A 20870-nucleotide genomic window follows, 5' to 3' on the forward strand; every position below is an offset into this window, starting at 1 on the left:
TTAACCTCACTGGCGTTGCCTGTTTCCGTCTAGAACGGTAGCAGAGCAATGCCATCCTTCAACGTTGGTAACCCGTGAACGAGCAAGATCCACTTGCTGGTCGGTCGCGCTTGCCCAAATTTAACAACAAACCTGTAGAAAAAAGGACGGCATATGAGTCTATTAATCAAAGGCGGAACCATTGTCACCCATGAAGAAACCTTTCAAGCCGACATTCTCTGTAAAGACAATAAAATTGTCGAAATTGGCAGCATCAGTCAGCTACCCAATGATGTAGAAACCATTGACGCTACTGGTAAGCTCATCATGCCTGGCGGCATTGATCCCCATACTCACATGCAACTACCTTTTATGGGCACAGTGGCAAAAGACGATTTCGCCTCTGGTACGGCCGCAGCGTTGGCAGGAGGAACCACCAGCATCATTGATTTCGTGATTCCAAACCCACAACAATCACTTTTAGACGCTTACCATCAATGGCGTGGTTGGGCAGAAAAAGCTCATTCAAACTATACCTTTCACGTGGCCATTACCTGGTGGGACGACTCCGTCGCGGAAGAAATGAAAGTACTGGTTGATCAACATGGTGTGAACAGTTTTAAACACTTTATGGCGTATAAAAATGCCATCATGGCAACAGACGACATTCTGGTATCCAGCTTCACAAAGTGCCTTGAGCTGGGCGCCATTCCTACCGTTCACGCCGAAAATGGGGAACTGGTGTATCACCTACAAAACAAACTGCTTGCTGAAGGCATGATCGGACCAGAGGCTCACCCTCTATCTCGTCCATCCTCTGTAGAAGGCGAGGCCGCGAATCGCGCCATTAGTATCGCCAACACACTAGGTGCACCTATTTATCTGGTTCACGTCTCCACTGAAGAAGCCGTTGATGCCATTCGCTATGCCAAAGATCACGGTCAAACAGTATTTGGCGAAGTACTCGCTGGTCATTTAACAGTGGATGACAGTGTTTACCAAACCCCCGACTGGGCTACGGCCGCCGCCCACGTAATGAGCCCACCATTTCGCCCTAAACATCACCAAGATGCGCTTTGGAAAGGGGTACAAGGGGGAACCTTACAGACCACAGCTACTGACCACTGTGCTTTTTGTGCAGATCAAAAAGCCATGGGGAAAGACAACTTTGCCCAGATCCCAAATGGCACTGCCGGTGTCGAAGAACGCATGATGGTACTATGGGAAAAGGGCGTGAATGAAGGCAAGATCACCGCCAATGAATTTGTTGCTTTGACCTCGACCAATACCGCAAAAATATTCAACATCTACCCGAACAAAGGTTGTATTCGAGTAGGCGCTGATGCCGATTTGGTCATCTGGAACCCGGCCGCGAAAAAGACCATTTCTGCGAAAACTCATCACTCAAAAATTGAACACAGTATTTTCGAAGGGATGGAGATAAACGGTGTGCCTGAGACAACCATTTGCAATGGTAAATTGGCTTGGCACAACAATACCCTTATCGCTAAATCAGGAGAAGGGAAATACATAGATCGCCCCGCCTACGCACCTTTCTATGAGGCGCTGCGTAAGCGCAAAGAGTTGAACAAACCGGTAGCAGTGGCACGTTAATTCAACGCACTTTGATGCCCAAAATACGACGCACAAAAAAGCGATGTGATCACACACATCGCTTTTTTTGATCTAATTTAGGCCTCAAGGAAGCGCATTAAAAACGTTCTATAACAAAATGCACAATGGCTTGCAGCACCACAAAAGACATGACGCCGGCGAGAATGTCATCAAGCATAATACCAAAACCACCATGAATGTTTTTATCGACCCATGAAATCGGCCAAGGCTTTAAAATGTCAAACAGACGAAACAAAATAAACCCCAATACAAGATAAAGCCAACCTGCAGGGGCCATCCACATGGTGATCCAGAAACCAACGAATTCATCCCACACAATACCCGCATGGTCATGCACTCCCATGTCTTTCGACGTCTTGCCACACAGATAAATACCCAGCAGCGAGGTAAGCACTAATACCACCAAGTATTCCATATTGGACAGGTCTTGTAGGAACCAAATAAATAACGGCACCGCCGCCAAGGTACCAAACGTGCCTGGGGCTTTTGGCGCTGCACCAGAACCAAGACCAAACGCCAGAAAATGAATCGGATTTCGCCATACAGAGGCGGGGGCAGAATTTGCCATAACGCGGAAACCTTCTAAAAAATTAAATGTATTGTACTGCTAAAAATGTTGCCAGCCAGACACATCACCATCGTACCCTTGAATGGTGAAACCTGACGTTGTCACTTCGCCAACTTTGATACAAGGCAACCCTAGAGTTTGAGTAATCAAAGCAATTTCGGCCGCTTGAGAAGGCTCTGCGGTAAAGCACAGTTCATAATCGTCACCACCGGTTAACGCCAAATTCAACGCCTGCTCTGGCTGCCACTGCCTCAATTCATAGGAAATCGGTATGTGACTGGCATCCAAATTTGCTCCCACCTTTGACGCGGATAAAATATGCTGAATATCTTGCGCTAAACCATCCGAAATATCCATCATCGCATTCACCACTCGCTTCAATGCCATGCCAGCGATTAACCGCGGTGACGGACGCCAAAAGCGTTCATAGAAATAATCAAAGCGTTCACTGGAAACCTGTGTTTGCCCAGTCACAATCGCCACTGCGGCGGCGGCATCTCCCAAGCAACCTGTTACATAAATATCATCTCCCACTTGCGCGTTAGCACGACAAGGGGTTTGATCATGCTCGACATAACCATGAACTTGCAAGCTGATGGTTAAAGGGCCTTTTGTGGTGTCCCCGCCAACCAAAATCAAACCAATCGGCTCCGCCAATTCCGCCATACCTTGCGCCAACCCGGCAAGCCATTGTGGATCTGAGTGAGGCAAGGTCAAAGCTAAGGTGAAGAAAGCCGGTTTCGCTCCCATTGCCGCTAAATCGCTGACGCAAGTGGCCACCGCACGATAACCAATATCAACAGGATCAGCATCATAGGGAAAATGACGACCTTCAATCAAGGTATCCATTGAAAATACCAAACTCTGACCCATTGGCACTTGCACCTGAGCACAATCATCGCCGATGCCCAATAAAAGATCGTCACGACCTCGAATGCTTGCCATTTCAGAGGTCTGAAAGATGTTTTGTATCAACTCAAATTCTTTCAACAAAATGTCCTTTTATTCCTCAGCCAAGCCCACCAAAGAGGGATTGAGGAAAATCAATTTACGCCTTAAGAGGATACCGTATTGTCAGAAAGATGTCAGAAGCAAAACGGTGAGGCAGGATCAAGCGCTGCAAAACAAACAAGGCCGACCATTTATCGCTGATCAGCCTTGTTAATCACTCATGAATAGTTCTCTACCGCAAGATTAATCTTCTTTCGGGCGTTTCATTCGCGTCTTAGGTGTTGGTACCACTTCCAGATAAAAAGACTTCCAGTTCTGACTCTGTGCAGTACTGATATTAACCTTGATATCCCCTTCATGAATCTCACGAGCTTTGCTTTCAACTTGTCCAAACTTACAGTCAAATCCCCAAAAATCAGCCCCTTCTGGTAAGGCCTTAGCGCGCTCCTGCTTAATGTATTTCTTCACTTCGTTTTTTGCTTCTTCTATGAGGCGAGGGTAGTTTTTTTTGGGGTGAGATAACACAAAGTTCTTTTTCATTATGATCCTAAAATTATTGAGTAAAGCGGCGTTCTAGCTACTTTAATGTACCTATGATAACGGGTTAGACAGCCACCAGCCATTGATATAGATAGGCCACGCCTATTTATGCTAGAAACCAACAAACCATTGCTCACCATAAAAAAGCCCCCGTTTATTAGCGATGAGCCATAAACGGGGGCTTTTCGATGTCTAAAAGCAATAAATTGGCTTATTTTTTACGACGTGCGGCAATCTCTTCACGGCGCACACGTTGTGCTAACTTGTCCAAAATACCATTCACATATTTATGACTTTCTGTGGCGCCAAAGCCTTTTGCCAATTCAACGCTTTCGTTGATCGCCACTCGATATGGCACGTCCAAACGCTCAGACAACTCAAACGCACCAATTCGCAATACAGCGAGTTCAATTGGATCAAGCTCTGCGAATGGACGATCCAATAGTTCTTCAAACAGGCTATCCAGTTTCTTAGCACCAGACGTGACACCTTGTAACACTTCACGGAAGTAAGCTTTATCGCAAGCTCCCATGTCCTGGTCCATCACAAATTGGGTTTCAATTTCACTTACCGCAGTGTGATTCATCTGCCATTGGTAGACAGCTTGCAATGCCAAACGACGCGACGCACTGCGCATTTGTGAGCGTGAAGGTTTTTTGTCCTTACGCTGCGGTGCTGGGTTTTGTTCGTTTGTAGTTTCCACTTCGCTCATTTTTTGCCTCAGTTATCCAGACTACACGACCTTTTGAGTATGTGTGTTCAGCCTGTTTTGTTGTACTCTAAGCCGTTATGGCCAAGAGCACGAGAATACGCTTTATCTTGGCGGGCGATTATAGCAACATTTACGCTAGGTTTCTCGGCAAACTTATCGAAATTTCACCAAGTTTTTAAGGTTTTTCTGCTTTCCTAAAAAAAGCGAGTGAAAGCAATGACTCAGTGATCTCTAGCCACTCATTCCAGCTCGTCTTCTGACTCATCAAGATAAACCGGTTGATACACCAAGCGTAGATCTTGTCCTACCTGACGCACAGATTTTAACTGCAAATCTACCGCATCAGCCATCACCTCAATAGGTAGTTGGAATAAGGCACGAGCGCTGGAGCCCAGTAATTTCGGTGCCATATAGACAATGATTTCATCGATCAAGCCGGCTTGCAAAAAGCCGCCCGCCAACTCAGCCCCCGTTTCCAGTAGAACTTCATTAATGCCCATGTCCGCCAGTTGTTCCATCGCATCAATCAGGTCCAAGCGGCCGTCGTCTCCGGGAGGCGAAAATTTCACCTGCACCCCTTTTTGCTGCAAGACCTCAAGGTGCTCCGCTTCCACTTCCTCTTCAATGGCAAACACGCACGCCTGTGAACTAGGGTAAAGAATCTTGGCTTCTGGCACGATCGAAAGTGCCGTGTCCATAATGACACGCAAAGGTTGGCGAACTGTCTTAGCATCGACTTGCTGCCCCTGTTCATTAATGCGTACTGTCATACTAGGGTTATCCGCTAATACCGAGCCAATGCCCGTCACAATCGCATCACTTTGAGCTCGCCATTTCTGTACATCTAAGCGCGCATCAGGTCCTGTAATCCACTGACTTTCACCAGATTCCATCGCCGTTCGACCATCTAGGCTCATGGCCAATTTAACTCGAACAAAGGGTAAACCTTCACGCATACGTTTATTGAAGCCAGGATTTAAAGCCTCGCATTCGGCTTCTAAGATGGGGCCAACGACCTCTATGCCTGCGGCTTTTAATTTCGCTAAACCATTGCCCGCAACTTCTGGGTTCGGGTCTTGCGTACCGTACACAACACGAGCCACTCCCGCCTTAATCAGTGCGTCGGCACAAGGTGGTGTTTTGCCCTGATGGCTGCAAGGCTCTAAGGTGACATACGCGGTCGCGCCACTCACATCTTGCTTGGCATCCGCTAACGCATTGACTTCAGCATGACCTTCGCCAGCTTTCACATGGTAGCCTTGTCCAATCAATTCATCTTGTTTCACTAACACGCAACCCACTCTAGGGTTTGGATGTGTGGTAAACAGGCCCTTTTGAGCGAGTTGCAGCGCTTTGGTCATCCAATATTCGTGGTTATGCATCATCTTTGTCTTCTTCAATGGCGTTAGGCAATGCCACACTGTGGCTTTCAAGGCGATCAATGGCCTCACGGAATTCGCTGATGTCTTTAAAGCTTCGATACACGGAAGCAAAGCGAACATAAGCAACTTGATCCAATCGCTGAAGCTCTTCCATAACTGCTTCCCCCGTCCAACGAGACGGTAATTCCCGCTCACCTGTGGCCTGCATTTTTTCTTTAATACGCGTAATTGCGGTTTCCACTGCTTCCATGCTCACAGGGCGTTTTTCAATGGCTTTGAGTATGCCATTACGTAATTTATCATCGTCGAATGACTCTCGACTGCCATCACTTTTGATCAGTTTTGGCATTTGCAATTCGGCCACTTCAAAGGTGGTGAAGCGCTCCTGACAATGTATGCAAGTACGTCGACGTCGCACCTGTGCGCCTTCTGACACAAGTCGAGAATCCACTACTTTAGTCTCTTGAGTTCCACAAAAAGGGCATCGCATAGTGCTTCCAATATCACAGGTTTGATGTAAGAATGTTTGGCTCTTATTTCTGGCTCAGATGATACCAACCCCATTCTTAGATAGCCACTAAGCGCGCGGTTTGCTCGCCCAGTAAATACATTAATAAGGAATCTAATGGCTTTTGCTGAATTATCCGGTCTGGTCGCTGCCCTATGTTGGACTTTGTCCAGTTTGATGGCACCACGACTGATTCTGCGCTTTGGCACCATGCGCTTTAATACCTGTCGAATCACCATCGCCAGCAGCATTTTATTAATACTCTGTTTGGCGACTGACCGCTTTGACGACACACTTTGGCAACATGCTGAGCTTGTTATGCTATCTGGTGTATTGGGTATTTTCTTAGGCGATACCATGCTCTTCACCGCCGTTCATCGCCTTGGACCAAGACGAGCTGGTGTTTTATTCTCAATGAACGCCCCCATTTCCATTGTATTAGGCTGGCTCTTTCTCAACGAACATCTGTCCATTCTGCAATTATTCGCCTGTGGATTAGTGTTAACCGGTGTCATCATCGCCATCTTATTTGGCAAACGCGACAATGCCCATGCGTGGGAACAAACTCGCGGTCATCTGGGGTTTGGCATTGTCATGGCCCTTGGTGGTGCGCTTGGTCAGGCCAGTGGTGCGTTATTGAGTAAACCGGCTTTGCTCAGCGGTGCTGATCCAATTGCCGTCTCTGGCCTGCGAGTTACAACAGGGGCGATCGCCTTAATTCTGGCTTACAGTTTGTACTATCGTCACAAGCAACCCGCCGATGCGATTCCTTTTTCACAACTGACAAAGCGAGACTTTATCGGCATCAGTGCACTAGCGACTATCGGCATGGTCATTGGCATGAGCGTGTTGGTGTGGGGGGTTGGTAATGCTAATGTGGGTATTGTCACGACCTTATCCGCGGTCGTGCCAGTACTGATTCTTCCCGGATTATGGATCACCACAGGACAACGGCCAGCATTTGGCGCTTGGTTGGGCGCCATTTTAGTGGTGATTGGCGCTGGCTTAATCATTCAATTCAGTCAGTCATAGCCCTCACTTAAAATGAACGCCAGAAAATACTATGGAATTTGTGTTTCTTGTCTGTGGTTATATTTTGCCCCTTGTTCCCATGTGCTATTCTTAGCGCACTTATATATCAGCGCGCTATCCCATCATTAAGCCTAATTTCATTAATCATGGTAAGGCGCGTTTTATCAATCTCAGGAATAAGTTGGCTCTGTTATGGCTCAGTTTGTATACAGCATGAATCGCGTTGGAAAAGTTGTTCCACCTAAACGCGAAATTCTAAAAGACATTTCTCTTTCATTCTTCCCAGGCGCTAAGATCGGTGTATTGGGCCTTAACGGCTCTGGTAAATCCACTCTATTGCGCATCATGGCAGGCGTTGATACCGAATATAATGGTGAAGCACGTCCTATGCCGGGTATTAAAATCGGCTACTTGGAACAAGAACCTCACCTTGACCCGACTAAAAATGTTCGTGGCATCGTCGAAGAAGCCTTCGCAGATGTGATTGACGCCACAGCGCGACTGGATGCCGTTTACGCAGCCTACGCGGAACCGGATGCCGATTTTGATGCCTTAGCCAAAGAACAAGGTCAGCTAGAAGCCTTGATCGAAGCAAAAGAAGGTCACAACCTAGAGCGTGCTTTGGAAGTCGCCGCAGAAGCACTTCGCCTACCACCATGGGAAGCCAGTGTTGAGCACCTTTCAGGTGGTGAACGTCGTCGTGTCGCACTGTGTCGTCTATTACTCGACAAACCAGATATGATCCTTCTCGACGAGCCAACTAACCACTTGGATGCCGAATCCGTAGCTTGGTTAGAGCGCTTCTTGAAGGATTACCCTGGGACTGTAGTGGCCATTACCCACGACCGTTACTTCCTAGATAACGCAGCCGGTTGGATTTTGGAATTAGACCGTGGTCACGGCATTCCATACGAAGGTAACTACTCTTCTTGGCTGGAGCAAAAAGATGCTCGTTTGGAACAAGAAGCCAAACAACAAGCATCTCACCAAAAAGCCATCAAATCTGAACTTGAATGGGTTCGTCAGAATGCCAAGGGGCGTCAGTCTAAATCTAAAGCGCGTTTAGCTCGCTTCGAAGAAATGAACTCTCAAGAGTTCCAAGATCGTAACGAAACCAACGAGCTGTACATTCCACCTGGCCCACGTCTTGGTTCTAAAGTCATCGAAATCGAAGGCGTGAGCAAGAGCTTCGAACATAAGATGCTACTCGAAGACTTCAACATGGTGGTGCCGCAAGGTGCCATCGTCGGTGTGGTCGGTGGTAACGGCGCCGGTAAATCAACGCTGTTTAAAATGATCGCGGGGGTTGAAAAACCTGATACTGGAACTGTGACCTTGGGTGACACAGTTCAGCTGGCTTACGTAGACCAAATGCGTGAATTAGATGGCGACAAAACCGTCTTCGAAGAAATCGCGGACGGCCAAGACATGATCACGGTTCACAACTACAAAGTACCGTCTCGTGCTTACATTGGGCGTTTTAACTTTAAAGGGTCTGATCAACAAAAATTGGTTAAACACTTGTCTGGTGGTGAGCGTAACCGTTTGCATCTTGCCAAGCTCCTGAAAGAAGGTGGCAACGTATTGCTACTCGATGAGCCGACCAACGACCTTGACGTAGAAACCTTACGAGCACTGGAAGACGCACTACTGGCCTTCCCAGGCGCCGCGATTGTTATTTCCCACGACCGTTGGTTCCTTGACCGTATCGCAACGCATATCCTAGCGTACGAAGGCGATTCAAAAGCCGTCTTTTTTGAAGGTAACTACGCTGAATACGAAGCCGACTACAAACAACGTACCGGTAACGACGCAACACCAACGCGTATTAAATACAAACGTATTGATGCTTAATCAGTTCAATATCGTTTAGAAAGCAAAAAGCCGCTTAGAACAGAGTCCAACTTAGTCCAACTTTATGGGGTCAGTTCATAAGCGGCTTTTTTCATAACTTATGGGACTACACAACATCCACACGAATCAGTGTGCCACTGTCACCTACGACTTCGTTTTTGCCCAAACAAATATCGGTTTCGATCAGCCCATTTAGACTGCCCGTCATGAAGAAGAAGTCATCGATGTAACCTCGTCGGACACATTCTTGAACGCCTTTTAACAACACCGCTCGCTTTTGCTCAAAGAAATCAGGGGCGCTTGTTGAGTAATGGTACTCTTGCCCACTTTTCAAAGAAAAATCACTCTCAATAGGCTGATCTGACACCAACATGCCGTAGTGGTAGTAAAAGTCACAAGACTGATAGCTCTGCTCATTGATCTTGGGACGTAAAACTTCAATTGCGACAAGAGGCTCACTTTGGCTAACCGCATATTCAATATCATGAGCTAAAAGAGGCACACGGCACTGATAGCAAATTTCAACTTCTATGCCAGATATATCACGGCTCGCAATCTCGGTACTTTGATTCGACAAAACTTGAAAGTCAAAAATAGGGGAGAGGATAAACAAACCGGAGTCTTCTACGACCTTCCAGCCTTTGATAACCGCCCCTTTGCTTATTAACTCAGCGATTAACTGATCTTGTGCATGACAAATATCATCATAACTGTTCGTAATCGAGGTGAAAACACCACCGTCAAAAGCACGAACAATGGCCGAGTATTCTGTAAAATTCATCTAATAATTCCTTAAAAAAATTCAATATCAAACACTTAAATTCCTCGGACGGGCTCCTTTGGTATTCAGTCTAATACGATAAATAGAAGTAGAAGCAGTAATGTATAATGTCTCGCCCAGATGATCCGAAGATCGATCAACAGCAAAAGTACAGTTAGAGACTGTTTCAGGGACAAAAATTTTGCCTAATAATGTCCCGTCATCATGATAAACCTGAATACTGTCTTCTGACGACGTGTAGATCCAACCCTGCACATCCACACGAAAACCATCGGCTAAACCGGGGGATACTGTGGCAAACAGTCTTTCATTCGTTAATGTCGCCCCCTGCTCAACATCAAACACTTTGATATGATGGTTTCCCGAGCCATCTTGTCTTAATGCTGCAGAAGTATCAGCAATATAAAGTTGAGACTCATCAGGGGAAAAAGCCAGTCCATTAGGTTCTTCAATCGTTCGACAAACGACAGATAACTCATTGTTAGCAGGATCGAAGCGGAAAACGAAATTTCCCTCCTGCTCAGACTCAGCTTTATAACCTTCGACATTAGATAAAATGCCATAAGGCGGATCGGTAAACCAAATAGTACCGTCTGATTTAACAACTAAGTCATTTGGAGAATTAAAGCGTTTACCAAGATAACGGTCTACCAAGGTTGTGGTTTCATCTGTCTGTAAATTCGTTTTCTCTATCGCTCGAGCACCATGACTACAATGCAATAAATTACCTTGTAAATCTAAATAATGACCATTGGTAAAGTTGGCAGGAGAGCGCCAAATGCTTGCCCCTTGTTCGCTATTCCAGCTTAATATTCGATTATTCGGAATATCACTCCACAATAAGGTTTGTGATACTTCTAACCAAACAGGGCCTTCATACCATTTCCCGTCCGTATAGACTTTCTCTAGAACAGAGTCCGCCAATAAAATACGTTCCAATCTATTATCAAACTTTTCGATGCCTGCCATACTCTATCTCCAAAATAACGTAGAGACTCAAATAACAAGCCCTTTCACATACAAAAGAGCTTCACGATTTACACAGAGGCTACTTCCAAATAGCTTTATAATGTTCACGATAGTTATTATCAGGATCGAAAATATCGTTTTGACCACCGTCAAATTGAATATTGCCAGGCGTAACTAAATGCACAGGAGTCGAAAAGCCACTGTCAGCCACACCCGCAAACGATCGATTTAATTCATCAACGATTTGCCAACCATGCATATTCAATGGCTCTGGCACGGTACCTACTTGATTAAAGTTAGATCGAATACGCGAGTAAGCAGATTGGCTTCCGTCTCCAGCTGAAATATTACGAGGAAGCTTGTCTTCCGGTAAACCTGACGCGTTTAGAGCTGAGCCTATGTAATCAAAATAAAGATCATTAATCCCTAAAGAATAAGTCCATTTATTTTGATAGCGTTGGAGCAAAGAGGTGGTTAATTGCGGCATACGAGTAGACGTATCGGATAAAGGCGTATCCTCAACCGAAATCAAGGTACAGCCACTACATTGTTTAATGACCTTAGCCATAGCATCAGACTTTGCAATGGCGACAGCATAAGCAGAGTCAGTAAATATCACTACTCCAGCTTTACCATCAGACCCTGCCACAGCCGCTAACGCAGCAATTTCAGCGACATCATCTGCGCTAGTCGTAATATTTGAAAAGACATTTTTGCTCGGAATTGGACCTGGATTTGGTGCAGAGTGCCACCCAACTACTTTGATACCTTGTTTCGTCGCCATTTCAAGCGCCGCCGCTTGTTCATTAACATCAAAACCGCCTAATACAATGCCATCTGGTTTTAACGCTATCGCCTGATTAAAAGCCGCAGTACGACCAGACACAGAGCCTTGCCCATCGAGTAATCGAACATTCCAGCCTGTCCATCCTGCCGCTTCTCTAACACCATTACTGACCCCAAGTACGCCTCCATTTCGCATATCTGAAGCTAAAAATACAATCGTTTTATCCGCTTCTGCTGTTGGGCCTGAAGTGGGTCCATCCCACTTATTATAAGGCGCTGTTGCAGCTTGAACCTTAGCTTTAGCTTCGCTTAAAAAATCATCGGCGTTAGCACTTCCAGAACCGATGGCCAATAATATAGATACACTTAAAGAACTGAATTTTAAGATCGATTGATATTTTTTCATGGTAACCTCATCGCTGTTTTTTGTTTTTATTTCTAGACATGAAACTACAAAACCATTCACTCATTTCGTTTGTCGTACTACTCATTTTTTTTACTAATTCGTTTTATGCGACCTCCACGGCGTTGGGCGTATCCGGCAATACCGATAGAAATCAATAACGTCGCGCCATTAAATAAAGGCTCAATGTAAAAGGCACCGCCAAGCTGTTGAATCCCAGAAATACCCACAGCCAAAATAGAGACACCAATAATGGTCCCCAACACATTGACTCGTCCTGGTCTGATGGTGGTTGAACCGAGGAAAGCACCAACCAGTGCAGGCAATAGGAATTCCAAACCGACATTGGCTTGTCCTATGCGCAGCTTTGCCGCCAAGAGAACCCCTGCAAAAGCCGTCAATAAACCGGATGTGACAAAAGCACCGATGACATATTTTCTAGCCGGGATACCATTTAAGTCAGCGGCTCTTGGGTTAGCGCCAATGGCATATAAACAGCGTCCTAGAGGCAGACGTTCAGTCATAATCCACAACAAGATAGCAATACCCAACACATAGAAGGCAGGTGCAGGCAAACCAAAGAAAAAGGCATTAGAAAGTGCATAGAAATCGGCATCTAGCGACCCGATTACTTGACGCCCTCCGGTGTACCAAAGAGCAACCGAATAAATCACCGTGCCGGTACCTAGCGTAGCGATGAAGGAATCAATTTTCGCCATTTCGACCAGTAAACCATTTAACAAACCAAACAACATGCCACAGACTAAAACGACGAAAACCGCCATTTGCCAGCTCATACCAAACTTAGTTTGCAAACTGATCGCCAAAATATGCCACAGCACTATGCCGTAACCAACAGTCAGATCCATCTTCCCAGTTAACATAGGCACCATGGCAGCCAAGGCTAAAATAGCAATGATGGACTTATCACTTAAGATTGACCGTAAATTCAGCATGGTCGGAAAGGTATCCGGCAATAACACTGAAAAAAACAGAATCAATAACAGGGTTAAAATGGGCAAACCAAACACCGGAAGGTAACGACCAAGATGAGATAATGGTCCCTCGTTCTCTGATTTTTTATCATTATGGTCCGGCTCTAGGGCCGTAGATTTAATAGAAGTCGTCATTGTCTGCTGCTCTCTATATTTTTGTTTTTTTAGCTAGAAAATCTCTGTCAATTATTCATTGCTGCTAGTCACCATCCGCCGAAGCCACTTTCAGCATATTGGCAAAGGTCATGTCTTCTTCCGCCAATTCCTTGTGGATAACCCCCTTACTGAACACGTAACAGCGATTGCAAATTTTTTCTATTTCTTCAAAATCTGTCGACACTAAAATGACCGTTAGGCCATTACTAACTGCTGTTTTAAGCAAGTTGTAGATTTCAGCCTTAGCCCCTACATCAACCCCAGCTGTCGGTTCATCCAAAATCAAGACACGCTTATTCAAGTTCAACCAGCGAGCCATAATGACTTTCTGTTGATTGCCGCCACTTAAGTTTTCGATAGTTTGATTTGGATTTCTAGGACGAACATCAAAACGATCAATCAAATCCTCTGCGACACCTTGCTCTTTAGATAACGCATTCAGCGCAAAGAAAGACGTCTCACCCAGCAAAGGGTTAATGAAAAAATTATCTTGAACCGACATGGACATCGCGAGGTTCTCTCCCCGCTCGCCAGCGACATAACCAATACCAGCCTGAATGGCAGCAGTAGTCGAATTCAAATTCAGCAATTGACCGTCTAGCCGAACTTGACCATTAAAAATCGGGTAATCACCAAAAAGCGCACGACCTACTTCACCCTGACCGCCGCCACGCAAGCCAATCAGACCGAGGATTTCACCTTGCTTAACATGAAAGGAGACGGGACCTACATTGCCAGCTTCAAAATCTGTGACGTCAAGTACAGTCGCAGCATTAGTGTCAACTCTCTGGCGATGAAAGTCTTTCTGAGCATTGCCGACGATAAGCTCAACGAGATCTTTTGCTTGCATGCCTTTAGTAGGACATTCTGCCACCAACAGACCATCGCGCATGATGACCATGCTGTCGGAAATTTCCATGACTTCGTCTAAACGGTGGGAAACATAAATCATGCCCACTCCTTTTTGACGAAGATCACGAATCACGCCAAATAAGCGTTCCACATCAGCGGCAGGTAAACTGGCCGTAGGTTCATCTAGGACAAGAATTTTGGCTTTGCAGTATACGGCTCGGGCAATGGCAATCAGCGATTGCTCTGCTCGAGATAGGCGGAATACGCGAGTGCGTGGGTCAATATTGGCATTTACGCTGGCCAGCGCTTCGGCGGCTCGGGCATCCGTGGCTTGCCAATCTATTAAGCCGAACTTTTTACAATAGCCCATGGCAAGCGCCATGTTTTCGGACACTGTCATCCAATCGACTAAACCTAAATCCTGATGGATAAAGGCAATGTCGTCATGATGTCTATTTTTTTGATCTAACAGCGTTCCTTGGTAAAGGATCTCGCCTTGATCTTCTTGATAAATACCGGCTAAGGTTTTGATCAAGGTCGATTTTCCAGCGCCATTTTCTCCTAATAGAGCGACCACAGAATGGGAGCCCACATTAAAAGACACGTCGTTCACGGCAATGCTATTGCCAAATCTTTTGGTGACATTCTTAAACTGCAAAAGCGATGCGTTTGGCGTTTGCAGCTCACTGGTTTCCAACATAACCCCACCTCATTAACATTATTTTTATTGTTAAGTAATCGATGTCTATTAATGCTGATCTTTATAAATACTATTGCGCCAATTGTTGGATCTGATCCCAAATATCTGGGTGAATGTCGATGCCGCCCGCTTTTTCATGCTTATCAATAAAGCTCTGTATTTTAGAGCCTGCGATCGACACTTCACCGCTTTCAGCCGGTTCCGAAGCCAAGACATAATCACGAATTCGCTGCATCTCTGCGGCAAACTGCGTTTTTTCAATGGTCTTACTTAGGTCAATGGCAATCAAAAACTGTGAGACACCAAATTCACCTTCTTGATCTTCTGTAATGGCCGGTACAGATCGTCCTCCCGTAATGGCGGTCAACATCATGTCGAGTACAATCGACATAGAAGAGCCTTTCCAGAAGCCCATTGGCAAAACGCGTTTGTTCTCCCAAAGCACATGAGGATCTTTCGTTAAATTCCCCTCATTGTCATAGCCACCCACTACCGGCAACTCTTTATCGGCAAGCACATGGTTTTGCAGCTGACCATAAGAAAACTGTGACATTGAGCAGTCCACTAAGACTGGAGGATCACCCGCTATGGCCATGATCAAAGGATTCGTACCAACACGATGGTCTTTCCCACCCCAAGCTGGCATAACCGCAATAGAATTGGTGGCCGCTATACCAGCAAAGCCCTGACGAGCCATTTCCAGTACATAGGCACCGCCTCGCATCCAATGGTTGGAGTTACGCATTCCGACCATACCAATGCCGTATTCACGTGCTAATTCCATCGCTCGATCAGCACAAATCAAGCCATTTAATACACCAGGTCCATAATGACAGTCCCACTGCTCTAGTGCGCCCATGCGATTAACGCACTCTGGAACCGCGTTCAGTTGGATTTGACCTTTATCCACTTGGCCGATGAAGACAGGAAAGCGATTAATTCCGTGTGAATACACCCCTTCATTTCCCATATCAGCGAATCCCTTAGCTAAACGCTTAGCCATATCTGGCGACATGTTACGAGCCAATAGGGCTTTCTCATAGGTACTTTGAAGCAGTTCTACAGAAACGATAGGCATAATAAACTTAACCTTAATTCCGATATGCGGAATATATTATTATTGTATTTCCGTATAATGACATAAAGTAAGAATATGTGAAGCTTTTTTAATCAGTATTTTTGAAAATCTTATAAAAAGAAAAAGTAGGCAGAGCTAATTATTTAATTTTTAAGAAAAAATACATAATCATGCCAATCAGGAATTATTTGGTTTATTTGCATAGAGAAAAAACGGAAAAGAGGGGTGTAGAATAAAAACAACAGTAACAGACGGCACCGCCTTCGAAGGTACCGTCCTCGCCATAAAAACCTCTATGGAACATAAATCAATGTCTTAGTCCATGATAGACAAGGTATAGCGATACCTTAAAGCGGTAGACCGCATTCATTCGCAATACTCTCTAATTTGGCCTTAGCATGAGCAATATCCTCATACCAATGATCATTTTGAGCCCACATTTCAATCACAAATGGCGCAGCGTAATCGATTTCTTTTAAGGTGTTAAAAATCCCATGAAAATCCACTTCCCCTTCACCGATGACCAAATCGCGGAACTGCCCTTTGCTTTCCGGCGACACTCGTAAAGTATCTTTTAAATGTATTTGGACAATATGATCTTGACCAAGCTTTAGCTCAGTCGGTACATCATGGTTCCAGCCAGAAATGTTACCCACATCTGGGTAGGCCATAAAAAAGGGAGAGGGAATCTCGCGCTTCAACACTTCAAATTTACTCAACGAATTTAGGTAAGGCGTATCCATGATCTCTACCCCGAGCAAGACCCCTGCTCGCTCAGCCATTTTCGTCGCACGCTGCATGCCATCAATGAAACGCTGATGTGTTTCAGCAGATTGAGGTTCGTAATAGACGTCATAACCCGCCATCTGAATACATCGCACACCAAGCTTATAAGCTAACGCAATGGCCTTCTCCATAATGTCAAAAGCACGAGTTCTAACCTTGTCATCCATCGAACCAAAAGGGTATTTCCGATGGGCGCTCAGACACATAGATTGCAGCGGCATATCCAGTTCTATGCATAGGTCTCGAAGTGCGTAAATTTCCTCATCAGTCCAATCAAGACGAGCTTGTCGCTCATCAGTTTCATCCACCGAAATTTCCAGAAAGTCGAAACCTAAAGCTTTGGCATGGGTTAAACGCTCACGCCAATTTAACTCAGCCGGTAGTGCTTTCTCATAAATGCCTAAACGAAATGTCTTTGAAAATTCGATCATTATTTACCTCAGAAGATTGCTCTTTAAAACAACTTTGCTTCTATCAATTTGGCCGATTGCGAAATAGTGTCTGCCAATGTATCGAACCCTAGACGGACCATTTTTGGCGTCAATGAAGAAACACTAATGGCATAAATCGGCATACCGTCTTTATTAAAAACCGGCACAGACACACAGGATATCCCTGCCTCATTTTCTTCATCATCAACAGCGTAACCACGTTCTTTAACCCGCTCTAACTCTTTGAAAAAAGCATCTTTATCTAAAATGGTGTTTTCTGTCAGCTGTTTCATAATGGGGTGATTACGCTGCCAATAAGCTTCTCGTATTTGGTCCGACGCATACGCTAAGAAACATTTTCCAGCAGCGGAACAATACGCTGGTGAATGCAGACCCACATAGGTACGAGTACGAAAAGAGGCATTGCTCGGTTCGAGCTTATCTTTGAATAGAATATTGTCGCCATCGAATGCCAGAAAGTTGATGGTTTCATTGATAGAGTTCAGTAGTTGAGTTAGATAAGGTTTCACAAAACCAGTCACATCCGAGTTTAAAGCCACTTGTCCCACATGCAGCAACTTCATCGTCAGACGATAATCGCGTCCACTCGACAATTGACTGACGTATCCCGCACTTTCATAAGTGGACAGAATACGGTGAGCAGAGGACTTGGTCATTCCCGTTTGCTGAGCAATGGTTTGCAACGAAGCACCATTTGGAAATTGACCTAAAAACTCTAATACACTTAATGATTTAAGAAGTGACTTTATTTGTTCACTCATGTCTACCTACCAGTATTTTGCTATTTCATTATGGAATGATTCAGCAATCGATCGACCTTTGTCACTGGCCAAGGCACGACCAGCAATAAAAGACTTCACTTTAAGATCTTTAAAGAGAGGCAGATCTTCGGGCACTATTCCACCCGTTATGGATAATTCGATTCCCAAATCTGATAACGCCTTCATTTTTAATAAGTCTTCGTCTGTCCATGTTACCCCCGCTAACTCGGCGTCACGTGAGCGGTGATAAATGGCTTGAGTAATCCCCATGGCGACCCAGGCTTTGGCATCCTCTAATGTCCAGTGGCCGTATAGCTCTATCTGAATTTCGCCCGAAAATTCCTTTGCAACAGTTTGTGCTGCACGAATTGTTTCAATGTGTGCCGCGGCACTCACTGTGACCCAATTCGCACCTGCAGATAATGCCATTTTAGTCAAAATGGTACTGGCATCGGTAATTTTCATATCACAGACAATAACATGTTGCGGGTACTTTTCGCGCAACAAGCTCACACTTTTTACTCCGTTGGCAAACGCTAAAATGGTACCAACTTCAATAACATCAACATGATCAGCAATGTTTTCGACGGATGCTAATGCGGTGTCAATATCAGTAGCGTCTAAGGCGATTTGTAATAACGGTTTAGTCATATGGACTCCTCAAATTCTTTGAATAGGCTAACGAGCTTCAAATAACGCTGATATTTACGCTGATAAGCTTGGAAATGTTCAGGATTGGGTTCAACCCGTTTGCTACTAATCGCCATGGCCGCTAGGCCAGACTCAATGCTGTCATATTGTCCCACGCCGACCATCGCCACTAAGGCCGCACCAAGTGAGCCCGTTTCATCAATACTAGGGATATCCACCGACATCCCCGTTAAGTCGGCTAACATTTGCATCCACACATCAGAAGAGGTCGTGCCACCTGTCACCCTCAGTACACTGGCTTGAGGGAATCGATCCCGCATGCGATCCAAGTGCACATTGTGACAAAACAAAATACCTTCCCAAATCGCTTGTATTAAATGGCCTTTAGTATGATGTGATTGCAGCCCATAAAAACCCGATTTAATCCCTAACCCCATATTTGAACCGTACAGAAAGGGCACAAAAAACAGTGAACTTTCAGCCACAGGCAAAGCGGACACTAAGGCTTGATTTTCCAAGTGATCAAATTCGCCATGTTGACTGAGATAGTCCTGAAACCATTCGTAATTGCTGGCAGAAGTGGGGCTGGCATCATGAATAATGTATTGTTTATCCAGTACATAATGACCATAGACATAATTGTATTGATTTGACGCATCACTAGATTCAGTGGGGATATCGGTGGCGATCCCAGACGTCACGGACCAAGTACCTGTGACATAATTCAGGGTGTTTTCCGTCGCATTAATACCAGAGCAAACAGCAGTAGACACCACATCAAACAAGCCACCGAACACCGGTGTACCCGCGTTTAAACCCGTTTCCTGAGCCACGGCTTCCGTGACATGACCGGCCAATTCATCTGGTTTGATTATGGGTGGTAATGCAGACCATACTTCAGCAATATCAAAGACTTTTAGTAGCTCTGGATCATATTGACCAGTGACCATATTATAAAAGTTACTTTCGGATATGTTCGTTAGCTCAGCCGCAATGTTACCAGTCAATCGATATCGTAAATAATCATGTGCCATTAAGACCGCACCGATGTTTTGATAATGATGTGGCTCATTGTCTTTTAACCAGCGAATGATAGACACAGGGTGCCCAGTCCATAAGGTTTGACGGGTAATTGGATAAATAGCGCTCGGCGTACCTTGCTGCTGCCATTGCTTAACAATATCCAAAGAACGAGAATCCGATGACATGATCCCATGACGAAGATTGTCGCCATTTTTGTCTAATAGATACGCGCCTTTACCCTGAGCTGAAATACTCAAGCCTTTAATGTCGCTGGCATCAACCTCAACTGAAGCCAGTAATTTAGAAATGGCGGATTTGGCGTCTCCCCATAAATCATCCAGTTCTCGTTCAACCCAGCCTTGCTGCTCATTGAGTACCTGTGCCGACACCTTGGCTATCGCTATCTGCTGGCCATAACTGTCGAGCAAAGCGGCTTTCATAAACGTGCCGCCTGAGTCTAAGCCTATAAAGTAATTCATCGGCCCCCCCCCTGAACGGAAAATAATTCACCAATTAATTCGGCCAGCGCCATGTCATCATCATTGGTGGCCGTTGTCACTCTGTCTGCTAACTCTTGAATGGCATCATCCGCATTCAGCATGGCCACACCCATGCCTACTAACGTGAGCATAGAAATGTCATTATGATGATCTCCCACGGCCACGACACGATCAGCCTCAATACCTTGTGTTTTAAGATACTCAGTGAGTGCTGCGCCCTTAGTGTTCCCGATACCCGCAAAATCAATTCGATTCGCCCAAGAGTATTCCCCGTTAAAATACTGTTTAACGAAAGGCAATTGCGCGAAATGCTCAACCTCTTGGCCTTCTAATACAAACTTCCAAACATGCGGATGTTGCTCCACTTCGTCGAACAGGCTGTCTACCTTATAAATCTGAGGGCGATTGAGTTCGGGCAAGGAATTGGCCCAATCAGATAAGGCTTCAACATAGGGCAATGGCCGATGTTTTGAATGCAACATGGCTTGAGTCACATACATCACGGCCGTCACATCATGTTGTTCTGCCAGAGTAATGAATTGCTTAGCCACGTCTGGTGATAAGGCGTTATGTTGCAAGACCTGCTCAGTTTGATAATCGTAAAGGTAAGCACCGTTGCAACAAATAATGGGAGTCTTCAATCCCAATTGCTGATAATAAGGTCGTGCCGCCGTATGATGACGTCCGGTCACAATCATCACTGGTGTCGTCTCAGAAAGCTGGCGAATTTGCTCAATCAGAAAAGGACTAATGCTTCGATCCGATTTAAGTACCGTACCATCTAAGTCAAGGGCTAACAGTTCGTACATAATCGTG

At 45.3% G+C, this 20870-nt stretch carries 20 protein-coding genes; 3 read left to right on the plus strand and 17 right to left on the minus strand.

The window, feature by feature from the left end:
• Nucleotides 1–153: 153 nt before the first annotated feature.
• Complete coding sequence (hydA, locus tag ACHUFM_RS13545) at nt 154–1593, plus strand: dihydropyrimidinase (protein ID WP_394182743.1); 1440 nt, start codon at nt 154–156, stop codon at nt 1591–1593.
• A 97-nt stretch (nt 1594–1690) separates the two neighbouring features.
• On the opposite strand, the gene ACHUFM_RS13550 is transcribed toward hydA, so the two are convergent.
• The 6 genes from ACHUFM_RS13550 to nrdR form a co-directional block, all read right to left on the minus strand.
• Complete coding sequence (locus ACHUFM_RS13550) at nt 1691–2182, minus strand: phosphatidylglycerophosphatase A family protein (protein ID WP_113872899.1); 492 nt, start codon at nt 2180–2182, stop codon at nt 1691–1693.
• Nucleotides 2183–2221: 39 nt separating this feature from the next.
• Nucleotides 2222–3172: a thiamine-phosphate kinase gene (thiL, locus tag ACHUFM_RS13555; RefSeq protein ID WP_394182744.1), complete on the minus strand. Its 951-nt coding sequence runs from the start codon at nt 3170–3172 to the stop codon at nt 2222–2224.
• A 204-nt stretch (nt 3173–3376) separates the two neighbouring features.
• Nucleotides 3377–3673, minus strand: a complete 297-nt coding sequence (locus ACHUFM_RS13560; protein ID WP_394182745.1) for a DUF6172 family protein — start codon at nt 3671–3673, stop codon at nt 3377–3379.
• A 211-nt stretch (nt 3674–3884) separates the two neighbouring features.
• Nucleotides 3885–4385 (minus strand): transcription antitermination factor NusB, encoded by a 501-nt coding sequence (nusB, locus tag ACHUFM_RS13565; protein WP_394182746.1) that lies wholly within the window; start codon nt 4383–4385, stop codon nt 3885–3887.
• A 239-nt stretch (nt 4386–4624) separates the two neighbouring features.
• Entirely contained in the window at nt 4625–5770 is a 1146-nt protein-coding gene (gene ribD / locus ACHUFM_RS13570; RefSeq protein WP_394182747.1) for a bifunctional diaminohydroxyphosphoribosylaminopyrimidine deaminase/5-amino-6-(5-phosphoribosylamino)uracil reductase RibD, read from the minus strand.
• On the minus strand, nt 5760–6257 hold the full coding sequence (gene nrdR / locus ACHUFM_RS13575; protein WP_394182748.1) for a transcriptional regulator NrdR: 498 nt from the start codon (nt 6255–6257) through the stop codon (nt 5760–5762). The genes ribD and nrdR overlap by 11 nt, the downstream gene beginning before the upstream one ends.
• Nucleotides 6258–6392: 135 nt before the next feature.
• On the opposite strand from nrdR, the gene ACHUFM_RS13580 reads away from it, so the two are divergent.
• Entirely contained in the window at nt 6393–7307 is a 915-nt protein-coding gene (locus ACHUFM_RS13580; protein WP_394182749.1) for a DMT family transporter, read from the plus strand.
• Between the two features lie 192 nt (nt 7308–7499).
• Entirely contained in the window at nt 7500–9161 is a 1662-nt protein-coding gene (ettA, locus tag ACHUFM_RS13585; RefSeq protein ID WP_394182750.1) for an energy-dependent translational throttle protein EttA, read from the plus strand.
• Nucleotides 9162–9267: 106 nt separating this feature from the next.
• Here ettA and ACHUFM_RS13590 read toward each other — a convergent pair whose 3' ends face one another.
• The 11 genes from ACHUFM_RS13590 to ACHUFM_RS13640 all read right to left on the minus strand — a co-directional run bounded on the left by ACHUFM_RS13590 (nt 9268) and on the right by ACHUFM_RS13640 (nt 20863).
• Nucleotides 9268–9942 carry a hypothetical protein gene (locus ACHUFM_RS13590; RefSeq protein ID WP_394182751.1) on the minus strand — a complete coding sequence of 225 codons (675 nt, stop codon included), beginning with the start codon at nt 9940–9942 and terminating at the stop codon, nt 9268–9270.
• Nucleotides 9943–9969: 27 nt separating this feature from the next.
• Nucleotides 9970–10911 (minus strand): SMP-30/gluconolactonase/LRE family protein, encoded by a 942-nt coding sequence (locus ACHUFM_RS13595; RefSeq protein WP_394182752.1) that lies wholly within the window; start codon nt 10909–10911, stop codon nt 9970–9972.
• Between the two features lie 79 nt (nt 10912–10990).
• Nucleotides 10991–12103 (minus strand): substrate-binding domain-containing protein, encoded by a 1113-nt coding sequence (locus tag ACHUFM_RS13600; RefSeq protein WP_394182753.1) that lies wholly within the window; start codon nt 12101–12103, stop codon nt 10991–10993.
• Between the two features lie 77 nt (nt 12104–12180).
• The gene (locus ACHUFM_RS13605) at nt 12181–13230 is read right to left on the minus strand and encodes an ABC transporter permease (protein WP_063332900.1); all 1050 of its coding nucleotides are present in this window, start codon (nt 13228–13230) and stop codon (nt 12181–12183) included.
• Nucleotides 13231–13294: 64 nt separating this feature from the next.
• Nucleotides 13295–14803, minus strand: a complete 1509-nt coding sequence (locus ACHUFM_RS13610) for a sugar ABC transporter ATP-binding protein (RefSeq protein ID WP_394182754.1) — start codon at nt 14801–14803, stop codon at nt 13295–13297.
• A 70-nt stretch (nt 14804–14873) separates the two neighbouring features.
• Nucleotides 14874–15881: a 3-dehydro-L-gulonate 2-dehydrogenase gene (gene yiaK / locus ACHUFM_RS13615; protein ID WP_394182756.1), complete on the minus strand. Its 1008-nt coding sequence runs from the start codon at nt 15879–15881 to the stop codon at nt 14874–14876.
• A gap of 347 nt (nt 15882–16228) precedes the next feature.
• Nucleotides 16229–17098 (minus strand): L-ribulose-5-phosphate 3-epimerase, encoded by an 870-nt coding sequence (locus tag ACHUFM_RS13620; RefSeq protein ID WP_394182758.1) that lies wholly within the window; start codon nt 17096–17098, stop codon nt 16229–16231.
• Between the two features lie 23 nt (nt 17099–17121).
• Nucleotides 17122–17880 carry an IclR family transcriptional regulator gene (locus ACHUFM_RS13625; protein WP_394182760.1) on the minus strand — a complete coding sequence of 253 codons (759 nt, stop codon included), beginning with the start codon at nt 17878–17880 and terminating at the stop codon, nt 17122–17124.
• A 6-nt stretch (nt 17881–17886) separates the two neighbouring features.
• A complete protein-coding gene (locus tag ACHUFM_RS13630; RefSeq protein WP_394182762.1) occupies nt 17887–18531 on the minus strand; it encodes a 3-keto-L-gulonate-6-phosphate decarboxylase UlaD in 645 nt (214 codons plus the stop codon).
• Nucleotides 18528–20033, minus strand: coding sequence for an FGGY-family carbohydrate kinase (locus ACHUFM_RS13635; RefSeq protein ID WP_394182764.1), 1506 nt, complete (start codon nt 20031–20033; stop codon nt 18528–18530). The genes ACHUFM_RS13630 and ACHUFM_RS13635 overlap by 4 nt, the downstream gene beginning before the upstream one ends.
• Entirely contained in the window at nt 20030–20863 is an 834-nt protein-coding gene (locus tag ACHUFM_RS13640; protein ID WP_394182766.1) for a Cof-type HAD-IIB family hydrolase, read from the minus strand. The genes ACHUFM_RS13635 and ACHUFM_RS13640 overlap by 4 nt, the downstream gene beginning before the upstream one ends.
• Nucleotides 20864–20870 lie beyond the last annotated feature (7 nt).

Origin of the sequence: Marinomonas posidonica (genome assembly GCF_043643765.1) — a bacterium.
GTDB classification, from domain to species: Bacteria; Pseudomonadota; Gammaproteobacteria; order Pseudomonadales; family Marinomonadaceae; genus Marinomonas; species Marinomonas posidonica_A.